General features: G+C 67.4%; 18 protein-coding genes. 9 read left to right on the top strand and 9 right to left on the bottom strand.

Going from position 1 to position 20,284, the window contains the following annotated elements:
• Nucleotides 1-98 precede the first annotated feature (98 nt).
• Nucleotides 99-2,747, bottom strand: a complete 2,649-nt coding sequence (locus tag CGUA_RS08290) for an acyl-CoA dehydrogenase family protein (protein WP_290194612.1) — start codon at nt 2,745-2,747, stop codon at nt 99-101.
• Nucleotides 2,748-2,822: 75 nt separating this feature from the next.
• Here CGUA_RS08290 and CGUA_RS08295 point away from each other — a divergent pair, with 75 nt between their 5' ends.
• From CGUA_RS08295 to CGUA_RS08305, 3 genes are read left to right on the top strand one after another with little or no spacing between them, the layout of a single operon-like run.
• Nucleotides 2,823-4,070, top strand: coding sequence for an acetyl-CoA C-acetyltransferase (locus CGUA_RS08295; protein WP_290194615.1), 1,248 nt, complete (start codon nt 2,823-2,825; stop codon nt 4,068-4,070).
• Between the two features lie 2 nt (nt 4,071-4,072).
• On the top strand, nt 4,073-5,461 hold the full coding sequence (locus CGUA_RS08300; RefSeq protein WP_290194617.1) for a 3-oxoacyl-ACP reductase: 1,389 nt from the start codon (nt 4,073-4,075) through the stop codon (nt 5,459-5,461).
• A 6-nt stretch (nt 5,462-5,467) separates the two neighbouring features.
• Nucleotides 5,468-6,346, top strand: coding sequence for a MaoC family dehydratase (locus CGUA_RS08305; protein ID WP_290194620.1), 879 nt, complete (start codon nt 5,468-5,470; stop codon nt 6,344-6,346).
• On the opposite strand, the gene mutM is transcribed toward CGUA_RS08305, so the two are convergent.
• From mutM to CGUA_RS08325, 4 genes are read right to left on the bottom strand one after another with little or no spacing between them, the layout of a single operon-like run.
• Complete coding sequence (gene mutM, locus CGUA_RS08310) at nt 6,343-7,194, bottom strand: bifunctional DNA-formamidopyrimidine glycosylase/DNA-(apurinic or apyrimidinic site) lyase (protein ID WP_290194622.1); 852 nt, start codon at nt 7,192-7,194, stop codon at nt 6,343-6,345. The two genes, CGUA_RS08305 and mutM, sit on opposite strands and share 4 nt — an antisense overlap.
• Complete coding sequence (gene rnc / locus CGUA_RS08315) at nt 7,187-7,888, bottom strand: ribonuclease III (protein ID WP_374725073.1); 702 nt, start codon at nt 7,886-7,888, stop codon at nt 7,187-7,189. Before rnc ends, mutM begins: the two co-directional genes overlap by 8 nt.
• A gap of 59 nt (nt 7,889-7,947) precedes the next feature.
• A complete protein-coding gene (locus CGUA_RS08320; RefSeq protein ID WP_290194627.1) occupies nt 7,948-8,502 on the bottom strand; it encodes a YceD family protein in 555 nt (184 codons plus the stop codon).
• Between the two features lie 35 nt (nt 8,503-8,537).
• Nucleotides 8,538-9,296, bottom strand: a complete 759-nt coding sequence (locus CGUA_RS08325; protein ID WP_290198354.1) for a DivIVA domain-containing protein — start codon at nt 9,294-9,296, stop codon at nt 8,538-8,540.
• 210 nt (nt 9,297-9,506) lie between these two features.
• Between CGUA_RS08325 and CGUA_RS08330 the strand changes: the two genes are divergently transcribed.
• From CGUA_RS08330 to CGUA_RS08345, 4 genes are read left to right on the top strand one after another with little or no spacing between them, the layout of a single operon-like run.
• Entirely contained in the window at nt 9,507-10,661 is a 1,155-nt protein-coding gene (locus CGUA_RS08330; RefSeq protein WP_290194629.1) for a PP2C family protein-serine/threonine phosphatase, read from the top strand.
• The gene (locus CGUA_RS08335; RefSeq protein WP_290194630.1) at nt 10,658-12,649 is read left to right on the top strand and encodes a glycosyltransferase; all 1,992 of its coding nucleotides are present in this window, start codon (nt 10,658-10,660) and stop codon (nt 12,647-12,649) included. Before CGUA_RS08330 ends, CGUA_RS08335 begins: the two co-directional genes overlap by 4 nt.
• Nucleotides 12,624-12,959 (top strand): STAS domain-containing protein, encoded by a 336-nt coding sequence (locus CGUA_RS08340; RefSeq protein WP_290194632.1) that lies wholly within the window; start codon nt 12,624-12,626, stop codon nt 12,957-12,959. Before CGUA_RS08335 ends, CGUA_RS08340 begins: the two co-directional genes overlap by 26 nt.
• On the top strand, nt 12,949-13,383 hold the full coding sequence (locus CGUA_RS08345; RefSeq protein WP_290194634.1) for an ATP-binding protein: 435 nt from the start codon (nt 12,949-12,951) through the stop codon (nt 13,381-13,383). The genes CGUA_RS08340 and CGUA_RS08345 overlap by 11 nt, the downstream gene beginning before the upstream one ends.
• Nucleotides 13,384-13,639: 256 nt before the next feature.
• Here the strand turns inward: CGUA_RS08345 and CGUA_RS08350 are convergent, their stop codons facing one another.
• The 3 genes from CGUA_RS08350 to gdhA form a co-directional block, all read right to left on the bottom strand.
• On the bottom strand, nt 13,640-14,695 hold the full coding sequence (locus tag CGUA_RS08350; protein WP_290194636.1) for a zinc-dependent alcohol dehydrogenase family protein: 1,056 nt from the start codon (nt 14,693-14,695) through the stop codon (nt 13,640-13,642).
• A 402-nt stretch (nt 14,696-15,097) separates the two neighbouring features.
• Nucleotides 15,098-15,619, bottom strand: coding sequence for a hypothetical protein (locus CGUA_RS08355; RefSeq protein ID WP_290194638.1), 522 nt, complete (start codon nt 15,617-15,619; stop codon nt 15,098-15,100).
• A gap of 174 nt (nt 15,620-15,793) precedes the next feature.
• Nucleotides 15,794-17,140 (bottom strand): NADP-specific glutamate dehydrogenase, encoded by a 1,347-nt coding sequence (gdhA, locus tag CGUA_RS08360; RefSeq protein WP_290194640.1) that lies wholly within the window; start codon nt 17,138-17,140, stop codon nt 15,794-15,796.
• 329 nt (nt 17,141-17,469) lie between these two features.
• On the opposite strand from gdhA, the gene CGUA_RS08365 reads away from it, so the two are divergent.
• Nucleotides 17,470-18,507 (top strand): glycerate kinase, encoded by a 1,038-nt coding sequence (locus tag CGUA_RS08365; protein ID WP_290194642.1) that lies wholly within the window; start codon nt 17,470-17,472, stop codon nt 18,505-18,507.
• Here CGUA_RS08365 and CGUA_RS08370 read toward each other — a convergent pair.
• Nucleotides 18,477-18,872 carry a hypothetical protein gene (locus CGUA_RS08370; RefSeq protein ID WP_290194644.1) on the bottom strand — a complete coding sequence of 132 codons (396 nt, stop codon included), beginning with the start codon at nt 18,870-18,872 and terminating at the stop codon, nt 18,477-18,479. The genes CGUA_RS08365 and CGUA_RS08370 overlap by 31 nt on opposite strands.
• 52 nt (nt 18,873-18,924) lie before the next feature.
• Here CGUA_RS08370 and CGUA_RS08375 point away from each other — a divergent pair, with 52 nt between their 5' ends.
• A complete protein-coding gene (locus CGUA_RS08375; RefSeq protein WP_290194646.1) occupies nt 18,925-20,274 on the top strand; it encodes a DUF4921 family protein in 1,350 nt (449 codons plus the stop codon).
• Nucleotides 20,275-20,284 lie beyond the last annotated feature (10 nt).

A 20,284-nucleotide genomic window follows, 5' to 3' on the forward strand; every position in this document is an offset into this window, starting at 1 on the left:
TGAGCGCAACCACACCTGGGGATGATTTCCCTCAGGCCGGACACAGTAAGGCGGCCGCTTCCGGGTGGGAAGCGGCCGCGCGACCGGTGGCCCCGGGCCTATGCCGGGCGCCGGACCAGCGCCGAGTTCAGGAAGCTCTCGTTGACCCCGAGGCCCTCAAGAATGGCGGGCAGGTCGTCGACGAGCTCCGCGGAGAGCTTCTCGACGGCGAGGCTGACGTCGTGGGAACGGCTGCCGTCGATGACGGCGCGCTCGAGGTACCACACAGCGTGCTTCTCGATGGTCGCCAGCGCGTAGAGGTCACAGAGTTTGATCAGCAGCTCACGCGCCGGGCCCTCCTCGATGGCGCTGATGCCTTCGATGAACGCTTCGAGCACGGTGCGCTCCATGTGCGCGTCGGCGGCGTGAACCATGTGGATCTGGCATCCGTTGAGCCCGTCGAACTGTTCCTCCTTCTCCAGTTTCAGCACGTCACGCATCCGCATGCCGAGAGACTCGCTGATGCGCCGCTCCCGGTACTCGAGCATTTCGACGTGCCAACCGCGGGCGCGAAGCTTGGCCGCGCCACGCTTGGCGGAAGCGATGGAGACCAGCCGGTCGATGGTGGCCTTGCCCGTGGTGCGCTCCAGAATACGGTTGCCGACCAACGCCGAGGACTTGCGCGCCGCGTCGAGCAGGTTGAGGTTGCTCCAGTTCGCCTTGAACTGAGCCAGCAGGGAGCGCGCCACCAGCAGCTGAAGCACGGTGTTGTCGCCCTCGAAAGTGGCGAAGACGTCGGCGTCCTGGCGCAGCGTGGTCAGGCCGTTCTCCGCCATGTAGCCATAGCCGCCGCAGGCTTCCCGACACACCTGGAGGGTGTCGTTGGCCCACCTGGTCTGGAGCACCTTCATGCCGGCGGCCCGGGTCTCCAGCTCCCTGACCATGTCACCCTCGGCCTCAGCGGAATCCTGGGCGGCGATTCTCGCCTGGTATTGCGTGATCAGTTCATTCTGGGCGAAGCCGAAGGCGTAGGCACGGGCGATCTCCGGGATGAGCTTCTTCTGGTGGGTCTGGTACTCGATGATGGTGACCGGTTCGTTGGTCGGCTTCTTGAACTGCTCCCGGTTCATGGCGTGGCGAACCGCGATGACCAGGCCGCGGCGGGCGGCTGAGGCGGCCGCTCCGCCGACGGAGATGCGGCCGCGCACCAGGGTGCTGAGCATCGTGGAGAAGCGCTCGCCGCGGCGTTCGATGGGCGAGGAGTAGACGCCCTCTTCGCTGACGTCGCCGTAGCGGTTGAGCAGGTGGGTGCGCGGTACGCGGACGTGATCGAAGGCCATCATGCCGTTGTCGACGCCGAGCAGGCCCCCCTTGAGCCCGTGATCGCGCAGGGTCACGCCCGGCAGCGGACTGCCCTGCCCGTCCCGAATGGGGACGATGATGCAGTGGACGCCGTGGTTCTCACCGTCGACGATGAGCTGGCCGAAGACGGCCGCCATCTCGCCGTGCTGGGCGGCGTTGCCGATGTAGGCCTTGGTCGCGCTCTCATTCGGCGTGTGGACCTCGAATTCCTTCGACTCCGGCAGGTAGGTGATGGTGGTTTCGAGGCTCTGCACGTCGGAGCCGCGGCCCAGCTCGGTCATCCCGTAGCAGCCGAGCAGCTCCATGCTCATCACCGCCGGCAGCCAGGCGGCCCGCTGTTCCTCGTTACCGAGGTTGAGGATGGCGCCGCCGAAGAGACCGCTCTGCACGCCGGCCTTGATCGTCAGCGAGAGGTCACCCGTGGCGAGCACCTCGAAGGCGGCGACGGAGTGCGCCTGGTCGTGGGTGCCGCCCAGCTCCACCGGCATGCCCACCCGGTTGTACCCGCTCGGCCCCAGCTCCCTGAGGCTGGCGAGGGTCCACTCGCGGGCCTCGGCCATCGACTGGTCGTGCGGGCGGACGACGACCTCGGGGGGCAGCGCCTGACGCAGACGCTCCTTGAACTCGTGGAAATTGCCGTCGAGGGCGGCGCGCAGCTGGGCGCCGAGCGGCGAAACGGCGGATGTCGGGGTGGTGATTGTGCTGGTCATGGGATTCTCCTTTGCCTGGCCGGTGACCAGTGGCGGGTGGGTGCTGTGCTCGCTCATGCTGTGCTGGCTCATGCTGTGCTCGAGACCGGGTCTGAACAGGTTGTGCAGCTGTACGACGACGTCGTCCTTGGGGGCCGCGCGACCGGTGGCGACCCAGTGGTCGGCCGCGGCCCAGATCGCGCCGACCATGGCCTGGGCCCAGATGTCCGACTGCTCCCCCAGCCCGCGGCGGGCCAGGTGCTCGGATAGCTCGGAACCGATCCGGGCGGTGAGCCCCACCAGCGGTTCGGAGAATTCCGTGGCGGCGGTGCCCGGCTGCCCCGGCCCGGAGGTGACGAACTCATAGATCTCCGGATCCTGCTCCACCAGGGTGAGGTAGGAGTCGGCTAATTCGTTCATGAGCGCCAGGAGCGGAACGTCGTTGAGGTTCCCGAGGGGGATGTGGCTGTAAATGAACTCCACGGTGCGGTCCACCACCGCCGACCACAGGCCCGCCCGGTCCCGGAAGTGCCGGTAATACACGGTTTTGGACGTGCCCGCCGCCTCGGCGATCTCCTCCATGCCGACATTCGGGCCTTTGACCCGGATGGCGCGCAGGGCAGCCGCGGACAGTTCCTCCCTCCGGGTACGCCGGTGTTCATCCCAGCGCCGGGAGCGGCCGTCCTTGACCTCGTTGGCGGCGTCAACCTTGTTCATGCAACTGACGGTATCAGAAACTTCGGGTATCGTGTAGTCTAGGTCACAAACCCTTACCTTAAGAGAGGCCCGTCAATGACCCAGACCCTCCGCACCGCCGTCGTCGTGGGCGGCAACCGCACCCCCTTCGCCCGCTCAGGTACCGCCTACGCGGACGCCTCCACCAAGGAACTGCTCACCGCCGCCCTCACCGGTCTGGTCGCGCGCTTCGGGCTGGGCGGCGAAAAGATCGACGAGGTCGCCGCCGGCGCCGTGCTCAAACACCCCCGGGACTTCAACCTCACCCGGGAGGCGGTGCTGGACACCGGCCTCGATCCCCACACTCCGGCGGTGGACCTGCAGCAGGCCTGCGCCACCAGCCTCGAGACCTTCATCTACACCGCCAACAAGATCCGCCTCGGCCAGGCCGACGTCGCCATCGCCGGTGGCGTCGACTCCACCTCCGACGCCCCGATCGCCGTTTCCGACGGCCTGCGCAAGGCCCTGATCCGCGCCTCCCGGGCGAAGTCGATGAAGGACCGCCTCGCCGCCTTCGCCTCGGTCCGTCCGAAGGATTTCGCCCCCTCCTCCCCCTCCGTCGCGGAACCGCGCACGGGCCTGAGCATGGGTGAGTCGCAGGCCAGGACCTCCGCGGCCTACGGCATTTCCCGCCAGGCGCAGGACGCGCTGGCCGCCCGCAGCCACGCGAACCTCACCCGCGCCTGGGAGGAGGGCTTCTTCGATGACCTGGTCACCCCCTTCCAGGGGCTGACACGCGACAATGTGCTGCGCCCGGACACCAACCTCGAGAAGCTGGCCAAACTCAAGCCGGTCTTCGGCGACACCATGACCGCCGGCAACTCCACGGCGATGACCGACGGCGCCGCCGCCGTCCTGCTCGCCGACGAGGACACCGCCCGGGCACGCAACTGGACGCCGCTGGCGAAATTCGTCGACGCCCAGGTCGCCGCCGTAGACCACGTCAACGGCCCGGAGAAGACCGACGGCCTGCTCCTGGCCCCGACCCGCGCCATCCCGGTCATCCTCGAACGTAACGGCCTCACCGCCGAGGACATCGACCTGTTCGAGATCCACGAGGCGTTCGCCTCGACCGTCCTGACCACCCTCGAGGCCCTGAAGAACCAGGGCGTCACCATCCCCGACGACAAACTCAACGTCGACGGCTCCTCGCTGGCCGCCGGCCACCCCTTCGCCGCCACCGGCGCCCGGATCATCGCCAGCCTGTCCAAGCGGCTGCATGAACGCGGCCCGGGCACCCGCGGCCTGATTTCGGTGTGCGCCGCCGGCGGGCAGGGCGTCGTCGTCATCCTGGAGGCACTCTGATCATGTCCATTCTCGAGAACATCCTGACCTCCGGCCCCGGCCGTCTCGTCACCAAGCAGTTCGGTCTCAAGGATCCGCCGAAGCTGCGCCGAGGCACGACCATGCCCGCCGGAGACATCCTCGTCCACGCCACCGGCTCCTCCACCCTCGCCACCGACACCCTTACCCTGCTGGGCCTGTCCTCCGGCACCCCGCTTCTCGACGTCCCCGAGGCCCGCACCCGGGACGAGAAGGGCGAGGAGCAGCCGCCCCGGTACAGCGAACGCCCCGGCGCGTTGATCATCGACGCCGCCGACCTCAGCCGGCTCGATGACCTGGAGAAGGTCCGCCAGGTCCTGCGTCCGGCAATGAAGGGCCTGGAGGATTCCGGCCGCGTCATCTTCCTGGGTCCCCGCCCCGGGGACGCGGGCGATCACGAGGCACGGGCCACCGCGGAGGCGCTCGAGGGCGTGATGCGCACCGTCGGCAAGGAACTGCGCGGCGGTTCCACCGCCAACCTCATCCGCGTCACCCCCGGCACCCAGGCCGCCGACCTCACCTCGACCTTCTCCTTCCTGCTGGAAGGCCGCTCGGCTTTCGTCGCCGGCCAGGCATGGGAGGTCGGCACCTCCACCTTCGAGCCCCCGGTGACGGCGCAGCGCTTCACCGACCGCATCGTCGTGGTCACGGGCGCAGCACGCGGCATCGGCGCCGCCATCGCCCGCACCTTCGCTGCCACGGGCGCCACCGTCGTGGTCGTCGACGTGCCGGCCGCCGGCGACGGCCTCGCCGAGGTCGCCGTCGAGATCGGCGGTTCGGCGCTGCAGCTCGACATCACCGATCCCACGGCCGCGGAAAAGATCGCCGCGCATGTCTCCGCCACCTACGGGCACGAGGCCGAGCTCTACGCCCTCATCCACAATGCCGGCATCACCCGGGACAAGCTGACCGCCAACCTGGACGAAAAGCGCTGGGCCCAGGTCATCGACGTCAACCTCAAGGCAGAGATGGCCATCAACCAGACGCTGCTCAGCCGGGACCTGCCGGGCGGCTTCGGCCGGGAGGGAAGAATCGTCGGCATCGCGTCGACAAGCGGCATCGCCGGGCAGAAGGGGCAGGCCAACTACGCGGCCAGCAAGGCCGGCGTCGTGGGCTACACGGATTCGCTGGCCGCCGAGCTGGCGGGCACCGGAATCACCGCCAATGCGGTCGCCCCAGGCTTCATCGAGACCGAGATGACCGCCGCCATTCCGTACATCAACCGCGAGATCTACCGCCGCGTCAACTCCCTCGAGCAGGGCGGCCGGCCGGTCGATGTCGCTGAAACCATCGCATACCTGTGCTCCCCCGCCTCGGCGGGCGTCAACGGGCAGACCGTCCGGGTGTGCGGACAGAACCTCGTGGGAAGGTAGGACATCATGCTCAGGGAGCTGCAGAAGAAGCCCAACCCGGGAAAGCTGCTCTTCACGGCCTTGCGGCCCACCGCGAGCCGGAAACCGGCCTCCACCGGGGCGATGGTCGGCGACGTCCGTCTCCGGGAGTACACCCAGAACAAGGAGAAGCTGCGGGCGTACCAGCAGGTCTGCGGGTTCACTCCCGCAGATACCGTGCCCGCGACCTGGCTGCACGTCCAGTCATTTCCGCTCCAGACCGAGCTGATGAGCGGGCGGGACTGGCCCTTCCCCGCCCTGGGCACGGTGCATCTGGCCAACCAGATGAAGATGATTCGCCCGGTCTCGGTGGACGAGACCCTCGACATTGAGGTCCGCGCCAGCCACCTCAACCCCCACGAGAAGGGCACGACTTTTCACCTGCTCGGGTTCATCCGGGTGGCCGGGGAGCTGGTGTGGACCAACCACTCCGTCTACCTGGTGCCCGGCTACCGGGTGCCGGGCGCGAACGTGCCGGTGGACCGCCAGGAGCTCCCGGAGGTCGAACCCGGGGAGACCTGGGAGCTGCCGGCGGATCTGGGGCGGCGCTACGCGAAGGCGTCAGGCGACTACAACCCCATCCACCTGCACCCGGCCTCGGCGAAGCTGTTCGGGTTCCGGACGACGATCGTGCACGGCATGTGGACCCACGCCCGCGCCCTGGCCGCGATGGAGGCGCACCTCCCCGAGGCCTACGAGGCCCGGGTCCAGTTCGTCAAACCCATTGAGCTGCCGGGCACGGTGAGGTTCGCGACCGACGGCGAGCGCTACGGCGTGACCGGGGAGGACGGGAAGGTCCGCATCGCAGGCGCTGTCGTGCCCATCCAGACCACCCTGATGGGACGGCCGCTGACGAACACGTTCTAGGTGGTCTGGCAGACCGGACAATAGTGCGTGGAGCGGTTCTGGAAGGCGACCCGGCGAATCGGCCCGCCGCAGCGCGGGCACGGTTCGTCCTCTCGCCCGTAGACGTTGAGGTCACGGGAGAAGTAACCCGAGGCGCCGTTGACGTTGACGTAGAGCGCATCGAAGCTTGTTCCGCCGGCTGCCAGCGCCCGAGTCATCACTTCCTGGGCGGCCTCGAGCAGCCCCACCGCGTCGCGCTGGCGCAGGCTCTTCGCCCGCCGTTCGGGTTTGATCCCCGCTGCCCACAGGGACTCATCCGCGTAGATGTTGCCCACCCCGGAAACAATCTCTTGGTTGAGCAGCACGCTCTTGATCGGTGAATTGGCCTGGCGCATGCGCCGGGCGGTGGCGGCGACGTCGAACTCCGGCTCCAGCGGATCGACGGCGACGTGCGCCACGGGCTCGGGCACGCGGGTCCCGGCGCGCCCGTCGACAAGCCACGTGTGCAGCCAGCGCCCGAAGGTGCGCTGGTCCACGAAGGCCAGCTCCAGCGGTGAACCGTCAGCCGCGGTGAGGTCCGCGCGGATACGCAGATGCCGGGAGGTGCAGGTGTCGGGCGCACCGACGAGCATCTGGCCGCTCATGCCCAGATGGACGTAGAGCGCCTCCTCCCCCGGCAGGTCCAGCCACAGGTACTTGCCGCGTCGGCGCACGCCCGTGATGGTGGCGCCGGTCAGCAGATCTGCCAGGGGGACGTCCTGGCCACGGTTGGCCCGGGGGTGCAGGACGGCGACGTCGTCTATGCGGGCGCCGAGGACATGCGCCTCGAGACCCCGGCGGACGATCTCAACCTCGGGAAGTTCAGGCACGCCCGGTCACCAGCTCCGGGTATTCGCGCAGCAGCTCAAGGGCGTGGAACGCGGCCTGCTGCTCCGCGATCTTCTTGTTGCCACCGGTGCCGTTACCGAGCACGGCACCGGCGACGATGACCTCGGTGGTGAAGAGCAGGTCATGGTCCGGGCCGACGGAGGTCGACCGGTACTCCGCCATCGGGGCCTTGAGCTCCGCCAGACGTTCCTGCAGGTTCGTCTTCGAGTCGATGGTCCTGCCGGTGACCACGGCGTTGTCGATCTTCGCCCCGAAGAGGCGCAGGACGACGTCGCGGGTGGTCTCGAAACCGTGCTGGCGGTAGATGGCGCCCAGGATGGCCTCGGTGGTGTCGGCGAGGATGGACTCCTTGCCCCGCCCGCCGGTGGCGAGCTCACCTTTACCCAGGAGCACGTACTCCCCCAGCCCAATGTCGCGGGCGATGTCGGCGCAGCCGTAGCGGGAGACGATGGAGGCGCGCATCTTCGAGATGTCCGACTCCGGGCGGTCCGGGTACTGCTTGTACAGCTGCTCCGCGACGGACAGGCCCAGCACGGCGTCGCCGAGGAACTCGAGGCGCTCGTTGTTGGGCAGGCCGCCGTTCTCGTTGGCGAAGGAGCGGTGCGTCAGCGCCAGCCGCAGGTGCTTGTCGTCGAGGTCGACGCCGAGGCGTTCCAGCAGCGGCCCGTGGTCCATGACGTGGTAGGCCTGCTCCAGCGCCTCCACCCCGGTGACGCGCCGTTTGCGGGAACGGCTCACAGGAACTTCTCCAGGCCCGACCAGCGGGGATCGAGCCGCGGATCCTCTCCCTCGACGATGTTGCCGTCGGCGTCGACGACCCCGTCCGGCTTCGGGACGTCGGTGTCCTCGTCAGGACAGCCGCCTTCACAGGTGGGGTTGAAGGGCAGTGACAGGCCAGCCTCGTCGATGACGGTCTGTTCGATGTCGATCTCGTCGCGCTCGATGAGCGGGACGGAGTCCCCGCCACCGTCGTCCTCATCCTCGTCACCGGTGACGAAGTCGGGGTCGACGGCGAACATCTGGCTGATGTGCAGCGTCGCCTCCGGGTGCAGGGGGCGCAGACACCGGACGCACTCACCGGTCAGCGTCGCGGTGATGTCGGCGTCCACGAGGATGCCACCGCCGAGCGGGGTCAACGTTGCCTCGACGACGACGTCCGCCCCCTGGGCGATGGCGATCATTTCCGGACCGATGCGCGAGGGCGAGGGCCCGGCCTGGCGGCGCTGCTCGGGCATGGTGGACCCGCCGTGAATGAGGTCTGCGACGGGAAACACAAAGGGATTATTCATAACGCTCCACAGCTTACAGTCGCTGGCAAATCACGTTACTGATCGCTGCGCGGACGCCGACGCGACACCCGCGGCCGGTCGTAACCGGGGTCGTAGCCCTCGGCGGGCAGGGACCGGGGCGCCGGGGCCTGGCCGCCACCGCCGACCCCGGCTCCGCGGCGCAGCGCGGCCCGGTCGGAGGAGACGGTGCGCAGGATACCGGTCAGGGACTCCTCAAAATCGGCGAGCTTGCCGTCGACGAACTCGTCGGCCTCGGTGCGCAGGCGGTCGGACTCTGCGTGCGCGGAGTCGACGATACGGTGGGCCTCCTCGTTGGCGCGACGAACGACCTCGGACTCCTCGACCAGCCGCTGCTGCTCGGCATGCCCCTCGGCGACACTGCGCTCATAGGAGGCGTTGCCGTCGGCGACGAGGCGATCCGCCTCGGCGCGGGCGGCGCCGATCGTGCGGTCCGCCTCGTCTTCGGCGTGCGCGACGGTGGCGGTGGCACGCTGCTGCGCGTCATCGAGGATGTCCCGTGCCTCGTCGCTGGCGCGGGTGACATGCTCCTGTGCCTCACGCTCCGCGTCGTCGATGATGGCGCGGGCGCGCTCCTCGGCGCCGATCAGAATCTCGTCCTGACGATCCAACACGTCCTGGGCATCGTCGATCTCCTCCGGCAGTGCGTTGCGGAGATCATCCAGCAGCGCCAGCATGTCATTGCGGGGAACCATGCAGTTGGAGGTCATGGGCACGCCATAGGCCTGCTCAACCGTCTGGACAAGTTCATCAAGTGCTTCGAATACTCGGTACATCGGCATGACTTCAGGTTACCTTTCCCGGCCACCGCGGTGCGCCCCGATGTCCGCCCCGGCCACCGTCACGATCACCCAGCCCGCCCGGCCAATCGCTGCCCGGGGGGAACCGTACCCACCCCACGCCTTCGACCCTCCTGTGAAAAGCGATAGCATTGACACGTAAGTACAGTATATTCACAGTATTTTTTGATGAGGGGACGGCCGCAGGTGGACGAGCAGAAGCGACAAGCCGCGTTGGACGCGCTGCACATCCTGGACACACCGGCCGATGAACGCCTGGATCGCGTCACCAGGTTGGCGAAAGAGCTGCTCGACGTTCCCATCGTCGCCCTCAATTTCATCGACCACGACAGGCAGTGGACCAAGTCCCAGATCGGACTCGGCCCCGTCAAGGACGTGCGCAGGGACGATTCCATCTGTCAGCACACCGTTGCCAGCAATTCCCTCTTCATGATCGAGGACACTCACGCCTCCCCGGATTTCGCGGCCCATCCCGCCGTGACCGGTCCTCCCTACGTTCGCTTCTACGCCGGACACCCGGTGCACGCCCCGGGCGGACAACCCGTCGGGGCACTGTGCGCGATCGACACCCGCCCCCGCCAATTCAGCGACCACCAGCTCGATCTTCTGCGCGACCTGGCCCTGTGGATGGAAACCGAGCTGGGCCGGGAATGCCTCACCGAAGAAGTCGACGCCGCACGGCTGCTGTCCATGTCCCATGAATGCCCGCAGATCCCCGGTTACACCATCGCGGCCGATTCCACCGCGCACGTCAGCCTGTCAGGGGATTTCTACGACCTGACGGGCTTGCCCGGGTCGCTGCGGGTGACGCTTGCCGACGCCATGGGCTCGGGAATCGGGGCGGCCCTTGTCGCCGCCGGAGTCAGGGCTTCCCTCCGGACCGAACCGGAGCGCCCCCTCATCCAGGCGATGACTGACGCCGATCGCATCCTGCACGAGGATTTCGCCGAGAAGGACATGTTCGTCACCGCCGTCCACGCCAACGTCGAGCTGGCCACGGGGAAGATCGAGCTGGTCGACGCCGGCCACGGCCTGGCTTTCGTCATCGGCGCCGACACCTCCTGGCGCCCGCTGCGCTCCGTCAACCTGCCCCTGGGCATGAACTCCGCCGTGGCCGGTGACTACAAACTGGTCACCGACTCCCTGGCCCCCGGCGAGCACCTCGTCTGCTGCAGCGACGGACTCCTCGACGTCCTCGACCCCGCAGATCCTTTCGGCCACGTGGAACGTGTCATCCGGGAACTCGGGCCCGAGCAGGCGATCGCCAGGGTGGCGGATCTGGCGCTCGACGCCCGCGCCACCGACGACATCACCGCCATCGTCATCCGGAGGGACGCATGACGCGCCGACACATACTGATCCGCATCCTTGCCGTCCTCTCGGTCATCCTGGGCGTCAACTACATCGTGTGGCGCTGGCTGGCCTCGATCAACTGGGAGGCCTGGTGGATAGCGGTGCCGCTGGTCATTGCCGAAACCTACAGCCTGGTGGACACCTTCCTCTTTTCGACCACCATGTGGCGCGCACGGCAGCGCCCCGCGCCGGCCTCACCTCCGCAGGGCACGGTCGACGTCTTCATCACCACCTACAACGAACCCCTCGACCTCGTGATGACGACGGCCCGGGCGGCCAAACGGATAACCTACCCCCACAACACCTGGGTACTCGATGACGGAGCCCGGCCCGAGATGGAACAGGCGGCCAGGGACGCCGGGATCGGATACCTCACCAGGTCAGAAGACTGGACGGGGAAACCCCGCCACGCCAAGGCCGGGAACCTCAACAACGCCCTCTTCCAGACCGAGGGAGAGTTCCTGCTCATTCTCGACGCCGACCAGATTCCCGATCCGCTCATACTGGACCGCACCCTCGGCTATTTCGCCGACGATCCGGCAGTCGCCCTCGTCCAGACGCCCCAGTACTTCTCCAACGTCACCGAGTCCGATCCGCTGGGCAGTCAGGCGCCCCTGTTCTACGGCCCGATCCAGCAGGGCAAGGACGGCTGGAACGCGGCCTTCTTCTGCGGCTCCAATGCGGTCCTGCGTCGGGAAGCGCTCATGCAGATGGGCATCGTCGGGTACGTCAAAGAGATCGAGGACTCCACCCGCACGGCCCTCATCGCGTCGGAACGGCTCATCCGGAAGGAGGCACGCCGGGCCACCGATCCGTTTCTGCGCCAGGAGCTCACCGAGCTCCGGACGGAAATCACCCGGGCACGGGAGAAGCTCACCGCCGGCGAACCCGTGGGCGAGATCACCTTCGCACTGCGGGAGAGCATCGACCGCGCATCCCAGCGGCTCCTGAGCAGGGACTTCGCGACCATTCAGGAAGACCTGGAGGTCATCGATAACCTACCCGTGGAGCTGGACCGGGAGCTGGTGGTGCCGGTCGTCAGCGAGACAGGGCTCGACCAGCTCACCAGCGCGGAACTGTCCCCGCTGGGAGCCGTCGAAACAGTCGGCGCGCTTCTCGACGTGTTGACGATCGACCGCGGTGGAGAGGCGCAGCCGATCCAGCCCATCGCCACCATCTCCGTGACCGAGGACATGGCGACCGCCATGCAGCTGCACTCCATGGGCTGGCACAGCGTCTACCACCACGAAATCCTCGCCCACGGCCTCGCCCCGGAGGATCTGCGGACCATGCTCACGCAGCGGCTCCGCTGGGCGCAGGGCACCATGCAGGTGATGCTGAGGGATAACCCACTGCTCAAGAAGGGCCTGTCCGCCGGTCAACGCCTGATGTACTTCGCCACGATGTGGAGCTATCTCTCCGGGTTCACGGCGCTGGTTTATCTGGCTGCCCCCGTGATCTACCTGCTCTTCGGCGTCATGCCGGTGACGGCGTGGAGCCTGGACTTCTTCCTTCGGTTCCTGCCCTACTTCCTGGTCAATCAGGCCCTCTTCCTGGTGGTGGCGAAAGGAACGCGGACCTGGCGTGGGCAGCAGTACTCACTCGCCCTGTTCCCCGTATGGATCGCGGCCTGCTGGACCGCCGCCCGGAACGTCTGGTTCGGGCGACCGCTGAACTTCGCCGTGACGAAGAAGGACGGGCGGGACGAGCGCGGCATACCGTGGCGCCAGATCTGGCCGCAGTTGAGCGCGATCGCCGTCCTCGGGGTGGCCGTGGTCATCGGTCTCGTCCGCGTGGCGGTGGGCACCGCCGACGGCACCGGCACTCTCGTCAACACCGCCTGGGTAATCTACGACCTCGTGGTTCTCAGCGTCATCATCGAGGCCGCGCGGTACCGGGGACCGTCTCCCGCCCCGGCCGAACCATCGACCATTCGCCCGGAAGGACACAATGAATACTCTGACAACAGCAATTAACGGCACCGTCGCCGTCGTGAAAATCACGGGCCGATTGACCGCATCCGGCTCCTCCCAGCTGCGCGCCACGGTCAACGACCTGATTTCCGAGGACGCCAACCGGATCGTCGTCGACCTCAGCAGCACTGATTTTGTGGACTCCTCCGGGCTGGGCGCGCTGATCGGCGGACTGAAGAACGCGCGGGTGGCGGGAGGCGATCTCCGGATCGCCGCCGTGCCCGACAACGTGCAGGCCGTGCTGAAACTGACTAATCTCGACCGGGTACTTCGCAGCCATGCCACAGTCGAGGAAGCTTTCAGTGACCACTGACAAGGACCAGTCAAACGACCAGGACGGCGAAAAGATCCTGGAAGGCCCCGCCCGACTCTCGTTCGTTGATCAGGTGCTGGACGCGGTGCAACAACTGGGTGAATCCTCCGCCCTCGGTCTCAACCTGGACCGCACCATGTTTACGCTGGCGGTGAGCGAGATCATCACCAACATTGTCGAACACAGCACCGGGGAGGTCTCGATGTCCGTCAGGCTGACCTCCGGCCCCGGTGAACTCCGGGCCATCATTCAGGATTCAGCCACCCCCGCACTGATCGACTGGGACCATATCGAGCTCCCCGATGTGGACGCCGAATCAGGCCGCGGGCTGGCGCTGGCCCACGCGGTTCTGGACGGTCTCCACCATGATTCCCACCCGGACGGCAACACGTGGACCCTGTGGCGCAAAGTGCAGGACGCGTAGCCGGCCCAGTCACATCCACCGTGCCACCGGTGACGTCGACGGATCCCACGCTCCCTCCCCGCCCGGGTCCGGGCCCCGGGTCAGGCGTACATCCACGGGAGGTTGCGTGCGGTCGGGCAGGCCTGGAGCGCTGGACCCGGGCAGTTTTCCCAGGCGAGGTGGCGGTGCGACGGGTCGGCGTGGGGACGCCTCCCCTGCCCTCAGGAAACGAGAGCTGCCTCAACTCCTCGGCGCCGGTCGGGAGGAGCTGACCCACTCAGGTGGTGAGCAGAACCTTCAACGCCTTGGTCTCCGCCGCTCGGCTGAAAACGTCGTAGGCCTCGATGATCTCCTCGAGACGGAAGGTGTGCGACACGAAGGGGGTGGCGTCGAGCTTTTTGGAGGCGACCATTTTCAGCAGGATGTCGGTGGTGTTCGTGTTGACCAGACCCATTGTCAAGGCGATATTGGAGATCCAGAGGCTGTCCAGCGGCAGTTCCACACCGGTGCCGTGCACACCGACGTTGGCCACGGTGCCGGCGGGGCGGACGATCTCCAGGCACATGGTGAAGGTCTGCGGGATACCGACGGCCTCGATGGCCACATCCACCCCGAGACCGTCGGTAAGCGCAAGGACCTGGTCCTTCCAGTCTTCCTCCGATGAGACCACCCCATCGGTGGCGCCGAACTTCTTTGCCTCGGCAACGCGGTTGGCGTCGATGTCCACGGCGATGATGCGCGAGGGGCCGTAGAGCTGGGCCGTGAGCATGGCGGCCAGACCTACCGGGCCCGCACCGATGACGGCGACGACATCACCGGGCTTGACGCGACCGTACTGCACGCCGATCTCGTGCCCGGTCGGCAGGATGTCGGAAAGCAGCACCCCCTCAGCGTCGCTGACGCCCTCGGGGAGCTTGTGCACGGAGGTTTCAGCGAAGGGAACCCGGACGTATTCCGCCTGGGTACCGTCGATGAGGTGACCGAAGATCCAGCCGATGCCGGGTGCGCCCTCCTCTGCGCGGCAGTGGGAGTAGACGCCCCGTTTGCAGTAGTCGCAGCGCCCACAGGCGCTCACACAGGAGAGGATGACCCGGTCGCCGACCTTCAACGTGGTCACGGCGTCACCGACCTGGGTGATGGTGCCAACACCCTCATGGCCGAGGATGCGGCCTTCGGTGACCGCGGGAACATCGCCTTTGAGAATGTGGAGGTCGGTGCCGCAGATCGTGGTCGTATTGATCTTCACGATGACGTCCGTGGGTTTCTGGAGGACGGGATCGGGCACCTCCTCCCAGGATTTCTGGCCGGGTCCGTGATACACGAGAGCCTTCATGGGGGTCTCCTCAGTCGTGGTTCAGAGTTTCAGATGGCGCGATGCGGGTTGGTTGGAGGGAGTCGGAATTCCGGAACCTTCTGTGACCGGAATCACTCAATGGGTCACGTATCTGAGCCTAGTACCCGCTCAGGCTCTCCATGCCAGTTTCCTGGAGACAATTCCACGGGCGCGATTGGGCCCGCTTTGTTGGCCGAGGTCCGGGCGTTGCCGGTCAAGGCGTCCTCTTGCAAGGTGCCCTTTCGGTGCGTGAACCGGAAGCGGCGGGAGGGGTCGGGGAGACAGCCGACCACAGTGTCACTCTCCCGGCGGGAGGACCAGGTGGTTGGAGCGACGGCTTGGTCCGGGGCAGTCCACTGCCGGCCGACCCGCCTCCCTTGAAGTGGACCCAGCGGCGCCTGGTCAGGTTGATGTAAGGGAGAAGCGCTCACCCTCGATGATGATCTCCGTGGTCTCCCGGGGCACCACCCACGGCTGATACAGCGACGCGGTGTCGCCCGGTTGGACGTTCTTGGTCCAAAACACATCGCCGTCGGTGGCCTCCCGGCAGGCCAGGGCCAGCGGCGCCGTCACCACGTCCCCGCTCTCCGGGTCGAGGTAGGCCAGCTGGTCCAGGAGCACCCCGTCGGGGTTGGCGGCGGAATGGGCTTCCAGCGTGGCGGTGATCTCCAGGTACGTCTCACCCTCCCGTGCCGCCCCGACCCCGTGGGACGTGTCCGCCCACGGACCGAACCCGTCGCGGCACTGGTCCGTCAATCGCACTGTGTGCACCGTGAGGGTGCCGAGGCAGGGCGAGGTTTCCCAGCAGTCGGCGGCGTAGGCCCGGTCCGCAACCCCGGGCACCGGGTGGTCGCAGGCCGACAGCCCCACCGCCGCACAGAGGATCAGGTGGGCCGTCGGCAGGCTTCGGGCAGGGGTTCGCATAGCCGGGAGACTATCCGGCGCCGGTCTCTTACGCAGCGGAGGCCAGTGCGCACGGGAGACGCCTCTCCGTCGCCGCGGCAGGGCGGCCGGAGCCGGTTCCCGGCGCGGTGCCGGGATCGAAAAAGCACCCGCGTGCCCGTCTTTGCCGGGCACTCGGGTGCAGTGGGGCCGGGCCTAGATGATGCCCTGCGCCAGCATGGCGTCGGCGACCTTCTTGAAGCCGGCGATGTTGGCGCCGACGACGTAGTCGCCGTCATGGTCGTACTCGGCGGCGGTGTCGGCGGTGCGACGGAAGATGTTGCTCATGATCTCGTTGAGTCGGCTATCGGTGTAGTCGAAGGTCCACGAGTCACGGGAGGCGTTCTGCTGCATTTCCAGTGCCGAGGTGGCCACACCGCCGGCGTTGGAGGCCTTGCCCGGGGCGAAGTGGATGCCGTGGCTGCGGAAGACCTCGATGGCCTCCGGGGTGGACGGCATGTTGGCGCCTTCGGCGACGTACCGGACGCCGTTGCCGGCCAGCGTCTGCGCATGCTCGCCGTTGAGCTCGTTCTGGGTGGCGCACGGCAGGGCGACGTCGGCCTTCAGGGACCAGATGGAGCCGTCCGCGTGGAAGGTGGCGCCGGTGGCGGCGGAGACATAGTCGGCGACGCGGGCGCGGCGGACCTCCTTGACCTCCCTGAGCAGCTGGACGTCGACGCCGTTCGGGGTCTCGACCCAGCCGGAGGAGTCGGAGAAGCCGACGACGGTGGCGCCGAGTTCCTGTGCCTTCTGGATGGCGTAGATGGCGACGTTGCCGGAACCGGAGACGATGACCTTGGCGCCGGAGAGGGAGTCACCGTGCTCCTTCATCATTTCCTCGACGAAGTAGACCACGCCGTAGCCGGTGGCCTCGGTGCGGACCAGGGAGCCGCCCCAGGTCAGGCCCTTGCCCGTGAGGACTCCGGACTCGTGACGGTTGTTGAGGCGACGGTACTGGCCGAAGAGGTAGCCGATCTCGCGACCGCCGACGCCGATGTCGCCGGCCGGGACGTCGACCTGCTCGCCGATGTGGCGGTTCAGCTCGGTCATGAAGGACTGGCAGAAGCGCATGATCTCGCCCTCGGAGCGGCCCTTCGGGTTGAAGTCGGAGCCGCCCTTGCCGCCGCCGATGGGCAGACCGGTCAGGGAGTTCTTGAAGATCTGCTCGAAGCCGAGGAACTTGATGATGCCCAGGTTCACCGACTGGTGGAAGCGCAGGCCGCCCTTGTACGGGCCGAGCGCGGAGTTGAACTGGACGCGGAAGCCACGTGCGACGTGGACGTTGTTGTTGTCCGAGACCCAGGGGACGCGGAAGATGATCTGACGCTCCGGCTCACACAGACGCTGGATGAGGCCGTAGTCGTTGTAGTGCGGGTCCTTCTCGAGAACGATCTTGAGGGACTCCAGCACCTCGGCGACCGCCTGGTGGAACTCCGGCTCGCCAGCGTTGCGCTTGAGCAGCTTGTTGTAATACTCGTTGACCTGCTCGTCGATCTTGGTCACTGCGTGTCCTTCCGTGGTGGTGCCCCATCCCCACCTCTGGCGCTGGGGAACCGGGCCGACATTTCTAACGGGGGATAGTTTTCTCTCTTCCGCGTCACTATGCAAGTACAGGTTAACCGGCGCCACATCGTCTGCGCTGCGCCTCCGGCTTCCGCCCGCGTCCCGCGTTCCCCTGACCGGGTATTTCTGCTCAGGTATAGGTATTGCGCCCTGCCCTAAAGATTTTTCCGGCGGTCCGATAACGTTACGGAGAATCACCCCCACGGGGACCCGGGTCCACCGTGCACCGACCACTCCACAGCTCCACACAGAAAGGGCGGCCCATCACCATGACCGACCAGAATTCGACCCACTCCCCCGTCTTCGCCCCGCGCCACGCCGGCGTGGTCCGCGTCCTCGTCTCCCCCGGCGCGGTCGGCCCGTTCAGCTCCGACGAGGCCGCCCAGGCCCTGGGAGAGGGCGTCGGCGAGATCATCCGCAACGCGGACATCGTGCTGGCTCCGCTATCCGAGGGCGGTGCCGGCACCTCGGAGCTGTTCACCGGCGAACGCGTCACCCTGCCGACGACCGACGCGCTCGGCTCCCTCACGGAGGCGACCTACACCTACGACCGGGACACCGCCACCGCCTACATCGATCTCGCGGCTGCGGCCGGCTTCCCCGACGCCGACCGGGCCGCCGAGACCGGTGACACTTACGGGGTGGGCGTGCTCGTTGCCGACGCCCAGACCCGCGGAGCGGAGCGCGTCGTCCTCGCCCTCGGCGACGCCGTAACCCTTGACGGCGGCACCGGGATCCTCGTGGCCCTGGCCGCCAACCCCGTCAACGCCGACGGGCATCCGGTGCCCAAGGGCGGCGCGTTTCTGGGACAGATCGCGGATCTGGAGACGGCCAAGCTCAATATTCCCGCGGCCGGGATGGAATGGATCCTGCTCGCCGACACCGCGGCGGCCGTCGACGCCTCCCACCCGGGTCTGGCCTCCCTGGCCCGAGTGGCGGGCGTCGATCCGGATCAGCCGGGCTGGGGCGCGGGTGGCGGCGTAGCCGTCGGGCTGGCCTGGGTCTCCTCCCTCATCTACGGGACCGCAGATCGGGTGCGAGTGCTGCCCGGTGTCGATGTGGTGGCTCAGTCGCTGGCGGTGGGCGCCCACGCGACGGAGGCCGATTTCGTCGTCTCCGCCGGGGCCGCCGGGCCGGCCGTAATCCGCCTGGCCCCCGAGGCCACCGTCGGTATCGCCGGGGAGTCCGTCGAGGGCGCCGCGGTGCAGGCCAGGCTGGCGGAGGAGATCGTCTCCCTGGCGCAGCTGCGCGAGGCCGGGGCGCAGCTGGCCGCCGACTACCTGCGGATTTCCACGGTCCAGGGGTAGGCCGAGGGGGTCTCGTAGGCGGTTTCCCGTTCCAGGGCGACCGGATCTGCCGGCAGGTCAGCCTCCGGGGTGAGGATGCGTGACAGGGCCATCGCCAGCTGGTTGTAGGAGACGTGCTCGCCGGACGCCTCAATGAGGTAACGGTGTACGGAGCCGCCCTCCATCTCCACGCCGTGGTCCCTGCGGTAGACCTCGCCCAGCTGCTCGACGACCTGCTCGTCGACGCTGACGTCGGCCTCGTGGGTCACGGATCCCTCCGCGAGGCGCCCCTTCTTGACCAGGATGTTGATGGCGTTGGTAAAGACGTCGCTGAGCTGGCGGGCGGGTTCAGCGGGGATGAGGACATCGAACTGAATGATCGGCATGCCATCCACTCTAAGCCCTCGTCGTTGACCGCAGTCGCCTACCCTGGGGCGTATGGCACTTTTCGGATCGGGGCTCATTCCGCCCCTGACCACCATGTCCGACGGCACGCTCAAGCAGGTGAGCCCCTTTTCCGGGACCGAGGTATGGACCGTTCCCGGTCGCGGCAACCGTCCGTTGTTCAGGCCGGCGCTCAACCCCGTGCCCTTGGGTGAGCACGCGCACACGCAGACCTGCGCGTTCTGCTCCGGCCGCCCGCTGGACACCCCGCCGGAGAAGTCCCGCATCGTTCCGGACCCGAGCCAGCCGGACGGCTGGCGCATCGACTACGGACTGCTGCCGCGTGAGCAGGAGTCGACCCAGAACTCCTACGCCTTCCGCCGCGTCCCCAATCTCTTCGAGATCGTCCCCTTCCGCTACTGGGAGGAGAACTACGGCTACATGGTCGACGACGAGACCCGGGAGCGCAAGCGCCGCTACCTCGCCGACGAGACCGGACGGGCGCACGTCGACTCCATCGTCGAGACCCGCCTGCGCGCCTCGGGGCAGGAACCCGAGGAGGTCAGTGAGTCAGAGAAGGCCAAACTGGCCACGGCCTACTTCGCCGGTGGGCATGACATCATCATCGGGCGACGCCACTACCTCGACCAGGCCACCCACGACAACCAGATCCTCTCCTCGGGCCTGCTCAGCCCCGACGAGCACTACGCGATGACCCGTCTGACGGTCGATTCCATCCGTGACCTTTACGAACGCAACCGCTACGCGCCCTATGTCGTGGCCTTCCAGAACTGGCTGGCACCCGCGGGCGCTTCCTTCGAACACCTGCACAAGCAGCTGGTCGCCATCGACGAACGCGGGGTCCAGTCGGAACTGGAGATCGAGCGGCTGCGTCGCAACCCGAACATGTACAACGAGTGGGCGGTCGACTACTCCGGCTACCACAACCTGATCATCGCCGAGAACGAGCACGCGGTGATGCTTGCCGGGGTGGGTCACCGCTACCCGACCATCGGTATCTACTCGAAGTCCGCGCAGCCCTACCCGTGGCTGCTGTCGATCGAGGAGCTGCGCTCGATGAGCGACCTCATGCACGCCGCCCACGCCGCCACCGGCCCGGAGGTACCGGCCAACGAGGAATGGCACTACCAGCCGATCGACCTGGACATGCCCATGCCCTGGCGCGTCAACCTCAAGTGGCGGGTGTCCAACCTCGCCGGGTTCGAGGGCGTCACGAAGATCTACATCAACACGCTCTCCCCGACCGACGTCCGCGACCGCGTCGTCTCCGCGCTCTATCAGCTGCGTGACGCGGGCCAGGTCTCCGCCGGCATCCGCATCGCCATGGAGTGCACCACCGAACGGAACATGCTGCGCTACAACCCGCTGCTCAAAGACCGGTAATTATTCGCGC

The organism is Corynebacterium guangdongense (assembly GCF_030408915.1).
In the GTDB taxonomy this organism is placed as follows: domain Bacteria; phylum Actinomycetota; class Actinomycetes; order Mycobacteriales; family Mycobacteriaceae; genus Corynebacterium; species Corynebacterium guangdongense.